This window comes from Rhodoferax sp., assembly GCF_014859475.1.
Classification (GTDB): Bacteria; Pseudomonadota; Gammaproteobacteria; order Burkholderiales; family Burkholderiaceae_C; genus Rhodoferax.
This window is the reverse complement of record NZ_JACUUE010000110.1, coordinates 1-8,077: the sequence shown is the minus strand read 5'-3', so window position 1 is coordinate 8,077 and position 8,077 is coordinate 1. Positions and strand designations below refer to the sequence as shown.

Below are 8,077 nucleotides of genomic sequence, written 5' to 3'. Positions count from 1 at the left end.
ATGATGGAAAGCCTGCTGGCCTTCAAGCGCGCCGGGGCCGATGGCATCCTGACCTACTTCGCCCGCGATGCCGCACGGCTGCTGCGTGCCTGAAACCGTCCATTGGCCAGTTTTAATGTGCCATGCGCATCTTTACCATCCACGGTAGTCGCGTTACTGAAATTGCGGCGGGCGATGGCCCTGAGCCGCTGACCAGTCTGGACCTGCCAGAGTCTGGCTATGTGTGGTTATCTTGCACCCGCGCCGAACTTGAGCGCCTGCAACTGCCGATTCAGACGGCCTTGCAAACCCTGTGCAAACTGCAGTTGCTCGACCTCCACCTGTCCGACCTGCTGAATGCGCAACTGCCCTCACGTTTTGACTTCACCTCGCAATACGACATGCTGGTGTTTCGCGGCCTGGTGATGGGCGCTGCCGACGCAACAGCAGCCAGTCAGCCCCTGAAACACTTGCCCCGGCGCGGCGGTCCGCCCATCTTGCGGCGCATCGACACCAGCCCGGTCGGCTTCGTGGTGTTCGACCGCGTGCTGCTGACCGTGCACCCCGCCGACTTCTCGCTGCGCGATGCTTACGCGCTGCGGCTCATGGCGACCAGCGACAGCGCTGCGCAGGCCGGCCTGATGCCGGGCGCGCCCGACAGCCTCTCTCTTGGCGGGCGCGGCATTCCAGCCAACCCTGCCGACCTGATGCTGCGCATCGTCAACCAAATGGTGGACGGCTACCTGGCGCTACGACGTGAACTCAGCCAACAGCTTGACCACTGGCAGGCCGAGCTGATCAACCCCAAAAGCCGCTTCAGCAACTGGAACGCCCTGCTCAGCGCGCGCCTGTCCTTGCACCAGCTCGATGAAATCTGCGAAGACCAGCGCGCTGCCATCCAGGACTGGATCGAGGCATTGAAAAGCTGGCCAGAGCACGACGAGTTACTGAGCCGACACCAGCGGGATTTGCTGCAGGTGCGCAGCCGCGACGTGCTGGAACACATCGAACGCGTGCTGCACCACGTGCAACGGCTCGAGCAAAACGCTGAAACGGCGGTGCAAATGCACTTCAATGCGCAGAGCCACCGCACCAACGAGATCATGCGCACGCTCACCGTGCTGACCGCCATTTTTTTGCCGCTGAACCTGATCGCTGGTATTTTTGGCATGAACTTCGACTTCATTCCGCTGCTGCACCGAAGCAATGGCTTCTGGCTGGCCATGATTTCAATGGCCCTGACGGCGGGCGGACTGGGCCTTTTTTTCTGGCGCAAACGCTATCTGGCGCACTCGGCCCGCTGAAGTCAGCCAGCAGCACGACCCCGCCGCGGCAATCATCGGCCGCGCAATTGGTAGTTTGCGATACTTGCAAAGTAATCATCTGCACCTCATCTGGTCGCCAGGTTGATCGGCCCTTTTTTTATGGAGCTATTTATGAAACGCTGGTTTTTGATTTTGCTGACAGCCCTGACGTTGACGGGTTGTGGTTACAACGACTTTCAACGCCTGGACGAGCAAACCAAGTCGGCCTGGAGCGAGGTGCTCAACCAGTACCAGCGCCGTGCCGATCTGGTGCCCAACATTGTGGCCACGGTCAAGGGCGAAGCCGCTTTCGAGCAGGACACGCTGACCAAGGTGATCGAAGCGCGCTCCCGGGCCACGTCGATCCAGGTCACACCCGAAACGCTCAACGACCCAGCCGCTTTCAACAAGTTTCAGGCAGCCCAGGGTGAGCTGGGCTCGGCGCTGAGCCGGCTGATGGTCGTGGTCGAGCAATACCCCAACCTCAAGGCCAATCAAGCCTTCGGCGACTTGCGGGTGCAACTCGAAGGCACCGAGAACCGCATCACAGTGGCGCGCAACCGCTACATTCAGGCGGTGCAGGAGTACAACGTGCTGGCGCGCAGTTTCCCAAGCAACCTGACCGCCATGGTGTTCAGCTACAGCCCCAAGGCGAACTTCTCGGTGCAGAACGAAGCCGCCATCTCGGCGCCACCGGTGGTTGATTTCAACAAAAAATGAGTGTCTTGCTGCGGCGCCTGCACGCCTCACTGCCGAATTTCCGGTGCTTGGGGTCGTTGTTGCTGCTGTGCTTTTTGGCATGGGGTGCACTTGGCACCGCGCAAGCGCAACAGGCGGTACCCGCCCTGACTGCTCACGTGATCGACACCGCAGGCACCTTGTCAGGCACCCAGCGCGAGGCGCTTGAGGCCAGGTTGGACGCCTTCGAACAGTCAAGCGGCGCGCAAGTTGTGGTGTTGCTGGTGCCCGGCACCCAGCCCGAAGACATCGCCAGTTATGCCAACCGGGTGGCCAACAGCTGGAAAATTGGCCGCAAAGACATCGGCGACGGCCTGCTGCTGATCGTGGCGGTGCAAGACCGCAAGCTGCGCATCGAGGTGGCCAAAACGCTCGAGGGCGCCATTCCTGACCTGGCAGCCAAGCGCATCATTGACCAAGCCATCACGCCGCGCTTCAAACAGGGCGACTACGCTGGCGGCATTGATGCCGGCGTCACGCGCATCATGGCGCTGATCAGCGGCGAGGCCTTGCCCGCGCCGGGCGAAACCCACCAGCCAGCTAGCGATTTTGACTGGATGCAGTTGGGCATCTTCATGTTCGTCGCCGTGCCGGTGATCGGTGCGGTTACCCGAAGCATTCTGGGTAACCGGCTCGGTGCCATGGCCACCGGCGGCGTGGCTGGCATCATCGCCATGGGGCTGACGGCCAGTTTGCTGATGGCCGGTCTGGTGGGCGTGGTTGCCATGATCTTTACCCTGGTGCAAAACATACCCGGCAAGCGCGGCGGCTGGCCGGGTGCAGGTGGCAATGCAGGCTGGGGCCATGGCGGCGGCTTTGGCGGCGGCGCGGGAGGTGGCTTTGGCGGCGGTGGCGGCTTCGGCTCGGGCGGTGGTGGCGATTTTGGCGGCGGTGGCGCCTCGGGAGACTGGTAATGTGGACGCGTTTGACCCGAATCCTGAAACATCGCTGGCAAAGCGATGACGCGGCGCAGTGCGCCGTGCCACCCGCGCTGCTGGACAAGCTGGCCGCGCAAGTGGCGACCAGCGAAGCAGGGCACAGCGGCGAAATACGCATCTTTATCGAGGCCGGACTGCCGCTGAGCTATCTGTGGCAGCCCGCCAGCATGGCGCAGATCACGCATGAGCGCGCGCTGGCCATGTTTGGCAAGCTGCGGGTCTGGGACACCGCGAACAACAACGGTGTGTTGATCTATTTGCTGCTGGCCGAGCACCGCATTGAAATTGTGGCCGACCGGGGCTTGAACGAGCGGGTGGCTCCGAACACCTGGCCACGCTTGGTGGCAGGCATGAGCACAGCGTTCAAGGCCGGTGATTTTGAAGGCGGGTTGACCAAGGCCGTGCAGGAAGTGTCGGCGCTGTTGCAAAGCCACTTTGCCCTGCAAGCCGGGCAAAGCAACCCCAATGAGCTTCCCGACACACCGCTACTAAGCGGTTCGTAAAGCAAGTCCGTCATTGCGAACGCAGTGAAGGCTTCTCTGTTCAAGGTCCGTGTGCGGTACCGGGCCGATTCGGCTGGCTCGCGACGACGGCTCAGGCCGGGTCGGCTTTTACTTGGCGGGTTCCGCGATTGACTGCACCGAGACTTCGACACGTCGGTTCCTGGCGCGGCCCTCGGCGGTGGCGTTGTCGGCCACCGGCTCGGTTTTGCCCTTGCCAATCGCCCGCACGCGCTTGACATCCACGCCGTGGCTCACCAGATAAGCCTTTACCGCTTCAGCGCGCGCCACAGACAGACGCTGGTTGTAGGCCTCGGTGCCAACGCTGTCGGTATGGCCTGTGGCAATCACCACATCAAGCTGAACGCCCTTGATCTGGGCCACAAGTTCATCGAGCCTGGCCACGCCGTCCAGCTTGAGCACCGATTTATCGAAATCAAACAGCGTCTCGGCCGCCAAACTCACTTTGGTGACAGCAGGTGCCGCAGCTGGCACGACAGCCCGGGCGCGCGGCGGAATCACAACCGATGCCTTGATTTGGTCCAGCGTATCGACCAGAGACTCTTCGATCGGGCACAACTCGGCCGGGTCGATGCCAGCACGGTCCTGGCCGGCATCTTGTGCGCTCGGCACATCGTCACGTTTGACACCCACTGCGGACACCAGTTGGCCCATGCCGGCCAGCGTGCGCGCCTGCGCCGTGGCCTGGTTGTGGCGCGCATTGATGTAGGAACGCGTGGCCTCGAAATATTCGTTCTGGCTGTCAAGCAAGTCGAGCAGCGTGCGCTGACCGATGTCGAACTGCTGGCGATAAGCCTCGCGCGATTTTTCCGTTGCCAGGCGGTGCTGATCCAGGTACTTTTGCTGCTCGCTCAGGCTGCGCACGTCGCTGTAGGCGATCGACAGGGTCTGACGCACATCGCGGCAGGCTTTTTCTTGCAGATCGCGTGCCTGGTACTTCTGGTCCACGGCCTGGCGCTCGCGGGCCTTGTCGGCACCGCCCCGGAACAGGTTGTAGTTAAGCACCAGTTCAATGCCGTTGACCCGCGTGTTGCCACTGATGCCACCGGTGTCGTTGTCACGGTTCGCATAAGCGCGCAAGTCAAGCCGCGGCAAATAAGCCGCCTTGCTGGACTCAATGGCGGTATTGAAGGCGCGAACGTTCTCGACGGCGGCATTCAAGGTCGGGCTGCCCTGCAGGCCGTCGCGCATCAAGGCCGTGGTGGACTCGGGCATGGTGCCGAGCTTGAACGGCTCCGGCAAGGTCGGCAGGCTGGCGGGTGGCTTTTCGCCGACCACGCGCAGGTAGCGCGCGCTCACATCATGCAGGTTGGTCAGTTCGGTCAGCAAGTTGGACTCGGCCAGCGCCAGGCGGCCGTTGGCCTGCTCAACGTCCACCCGGCGACCGACGCCAGCGTTGGCGCGCTCTTCAACAAGTTGGGTGGTTTGTTTGTGCTCGACATAATTTTGCGTGGCGGCATCCACCAACTCGCGGTAGCGCACCACATCGGCATAGGCCCGCACGGCCTCCAGGGCTGCCGTCTCGGAGGCCTCAAGCAACTCGTAGTAGCGCGTCAGCTTGGCATAACCCAGTCGCTTGGTTTCATTGGCCGTGAACATGCCGTCGAACAGCATTTGATTGAGGGTGAGCTGCGCCGCGTTGAAGTTGTAGCGGCCATAATCGATCAAGGGTGTATCGCGGTTCTCGCGACCGGTCGTGGCGGTCAGGTCGAGCCGCGGAAAATAGCCGCCGCGCGCCACATCGCGCTCGTTGTGGGCAGCATTGAAGCCATTCCAGCGCGCCTGCACCTCGGGGTTGGTGGTGACCGCCTTGCGCACAGCCTGTACCATCGGATCAGGCAAGGTTTGCGCCTGGGCGCCATAGGCAAAAAGCACAGCCAGCGCCAAAATAGAAAACTTTTTATCTCTGGAATTCATATAACCCCCAAATATTTTTTAGTAACAATCAGAAAGAATTACCCTATCACACCAACAGATGTAAATAATTATGACTCGATTTGTGATTTTCCCAAATCCTTTTGCAAATGACTCTCATTCCTGCACACACCACTCGGACGTGTCGCTTTCGCGGCCAGGGCACAAGCGCGTGCTTGTTTTTTTTGCTGGTGTTGCCGTTTCTCATTTTTCAATCCTTTGCCAGCCCCGATCTTGATAAAACGCAAGCCTTGGCACTGGAACGCTATGGCACCCACGCCGCAGAAACGGTGGCAGCATGGCGCCAAATGATCGAAGCATCGCGCGCCCTGCCCGACCTGGACAAACTCACCAAAGTCAACACATTTTTTAACCGGCGCCACCTTTTTCAGGATGACATAATCGTGTGGCAACAAAACGACTATTGGGCCACACCGCTGGAGTTCATCGGCCGGGGCGCCGGTGACTGTGAAGACTTTTCCATCGCCAAATACGTCACCCTGCAAATGCTGGGCATCGGCAATGACAAGTTGCGCATGATCTATGTGCGCGCCCAAAGTGGCTCCCTGAAACCCATCGCGCACATGGTGCTGGGCTATTACGAAGAGCCCACGGCAGAGCCAAAACTTCTCGACAACCTGATCAGCAGCATACGCCCGGCCTCCCAGCGCCCTGACCTGACCCCCGTTTTCAGCTTCAATGGCGAAGGCTTGTGGGTGGGCGGCGCCACCACCTCTGTGGCCGACCCCACCGCCCGCCTGTCGCGCTGGCGCGACGTGCTCGAACGCATGCGCCAGGATGGCCTGTGAAGATCAACCCCCCAATTACCACCAAGCGAGCCCACCATGTCACTCATCAAACAACTCTGGATTGCCATCACCCTGGTCATGACCATCGCATTTGGCGGCAGCATGGTGGTCAGCGTGCTTTCGGCGCGGCACTACCTGGAGCAGCAACTGCAGGTGAAAAACATCGACAACGCCAACGCCCTGGCGTTGTCGCTGACGCAGCTGGAAAAAGACGAGGTCATGGTCGGGCTGCTGGTGGCAGCGCAGTTTGATGTCGGCCACTACCGTTTCATTCGCATTGTCTCGCCCACCGGCCAGACCCTGGTGGAGCGCGTGGCCGCCGACCTGAAGCCGGGCGCGCCCGACTGGTTTGTCAAGCTCATCCCCATCCGCACCGCGCCGGGGCAGGCGCTGGTCCAGGACGGCTGGAACCAGTACGGCACGCTGACGCTGGCCAGCCACGACAGCTATGCTTACCAAAGCCTGTGGGACGGCACCATCGAGCTGCTGCTCTGGTTTGTCATTGGCGCGGCCATCACGGGCATGGTCGGCACCGTGCTGATCCGCATCATCACGCGGCCGCTGGGTAAAGTGGTGGGGCAGGCGCAGGCCATTGCCGAGCGCCGTTTCCTGACCATCACCGAGCCGCGCACGCCCGAATTCAAAAGCGTGGCGCACGCCATGAACGAGATGGTCGGGCGGCTCAAGGCCATGTTCAACGACGAAGCGGCGCGCCTTGAGGCCATGCGCCAAAAGGTCAACCACGATGCCGTCACCGGCCTGCCGGGACGCGACTACTTTTTGTCACAGCTGCACGAGGCTGTGCAGGGCGATCGGTTTGGCTCTACTGGCACACTGGTACTGGTGCGCCTGCCAGACCTCGACAACCTGAACGCCCAACTCGGGCGCCAACAAACCGACGCACTGCTCAAGCACATGGCCGAGGAGCTTGACAAAAACAGTGGCGAGCACCCCGGTCGGCAGGCGGGCCGCCTCAAGGGTGCCGAGTTGGCCGTGGTCTGCCCCGGCGTTACCACCGCAGTCGAGCTTGCCAGCGACATCCACGAACGTCTTGTACAAAACCTGCTGCCGAAATGGCGTGACCGGGTGCCCGACCTGTTCCACATCGGCGCCGTGCGCTACCGCCATCACCAGAACATCAGCGAGCTGCTGGCCCGCGCCGACGAAACGCTGGCCCAGGCTGCCAGCCAGGGGCCCAACAGCTGGCATGCGGGCGAAGACAGCACCGCCAAAGCCGCGCTGCCAGCCGCGCAATGGCGTGCCCTGCTCACCGAGGCCGTGGCCGACGGCCGACTGGCACTGAGCTTTTACCCGGTGATGTCGTGCGATGGCACCAACCCGCTGCACCAGGAAGGCATGATTCGCCTGCAGGTGGACGCCGCGGGCACGCTCTTGTCGGCGGGCGACTTCATGCCGATGGCCGCCCAGCTCAACCTGACCGCACCCATCGACCTCGGCGTGGTGAAACTGGCCATCGAGCACCTGCGCAGCACGGCGGGCGACATTGCCGTCAACCTGTCGGCCGCCACCGTGGCCAACTTCAGCTTCCGCCATGAACTCACCCAGTTGCTCACAGCCCACCCCGAGGCCTGCCAACGCCTCTTGATTGAGGTGCCCGAATACGGCGTCTTCAAACAGTTCGACGCTTTCCGCGACCTCGCGCACCAACTCAAGCAATTGGGCTGTCGCGTCGGCGTTGAGTACTTTGGCCAGAGCTTTTCTGAAAGCGGCAAGCTCGCCGACCTCGGGCTGGACTACATCAAGGTGCACCCCAGCTACATTCGCGACATCGCCAGCAACGCGGGCAACCAGGAATTCCTCAAGGGCCTGTGCAAAGTGGCGCACGCCATCGGCATCACCGTGGTGGCGCAGGG

General features: G+C 61.8%; 8 protein-coding genes. 7 read left to right on the top strand and 1 reads right to left on the bottom strand.

All coding sequences use genetic code 11. The annotated features are described in order from the left end of the window. The 5 genes from IBX54_RS10075 to IBX54_RS10055 form a co-directional block, all read left to right on the top strand. On the top strand, nucleotides 1-93 hold a 93-nt coding region (locus tag IBX54_RS10075), incomplete at its 5' end, for a hypothetical protein (protein WP_296542525.1). 29 nt (nucleotides 94-122) lie between these two features. Further along, nucleotides 123-1,283: a magnesium transporter CorA family protein gene (locus IBX54_RS10070; protein ID WP_296542524.1), complete on the top strand. Its 1,161-nt coding sequence runs from the start codon at nucleotides 123-125 to the stop codon at nucleotides 1,281-1,283. A gap of 132 nt (nucleotides 1,284-1,415) precedes the next feature. Further along, nucleotides 1,416-2,003, top strand: coding sequence for a LemA family protein (locus tag IBX54_RS10065; RefSeq protein ID WP_296542523.1), 588 nt, complete (start codon nucleotides 1,416-1,418; stop codon nucleotides 2,001-2,003). Beyond that, entirely contained in the window at nucleotides 2,000-2,935 is a 936-nt protein-coding gene (locus tag IBX54_RS10060; protein ID WP_296542522.1) for a TPM domain-containing protein, read from the top strand. Before IBX54_RS10065 ends, IBX54_RS10060 begins: the two co-directional genes overlap by 4 nt. Then, complete coding sequence (locus IBX54_RS10055; RefSeq protein ID WP_296542521.1) at nucleotides 2,935-3,462, top strand: TPM domain-containing protein; 528 nt, start codon at nucleotides 2,935-2,937, stop codon at nucleotides 3,460-3,462. Before IBX54_RS10060 ends, IBX54_RS10055 begins: the two co-directional genes overlap by 1 nt. 108 nt (nucleotides 3,463-3,570) lie before the next feature. On the opposite strand, the gene IBX54_RS10050 is transcribed toward IBX54_RS10055, so the two are convergent. Beyond that, on the bottom strand, nucleotides 3,571-5,397 hold the full coding sequence (locus IBX54_RS10050; protein ID WP_296542520.1) for a TolC family outer membrane protein: 1,827 nt from the start codon (nucleotides 5,395-5,397) through the stop codon (nucleotides 3,571-3,573). 173 nt (nucleotides 5,398-5,570) lie between these two features. Between IBX54_RS10050 and IBX54_RS10045 the strand changes: the two genes are divergently transcribed. After that, a complete protein-coding gene (locus IBX54_RS10045) occupies nucleotides 5,571-6,203 on the top strand; it encodes a transglutaminase-like cysteine peptidase (protein WP_296542519.1) in 633 nt (210 codons plus the stop codon). A gap of 36 nt (nucleotides 6,204-6,239) precedes the next feature. Beyond that, nucleotides 6,240-8,077, top strand: a 1,838-nt coding sequence (locus IBX54_RS10040) for a LapD/MoxY N-terminal periplasmic domain-containing protein (RefSeq protein WP_296542518.1), incomplete at its 3' end; no start/stop codon positions are given.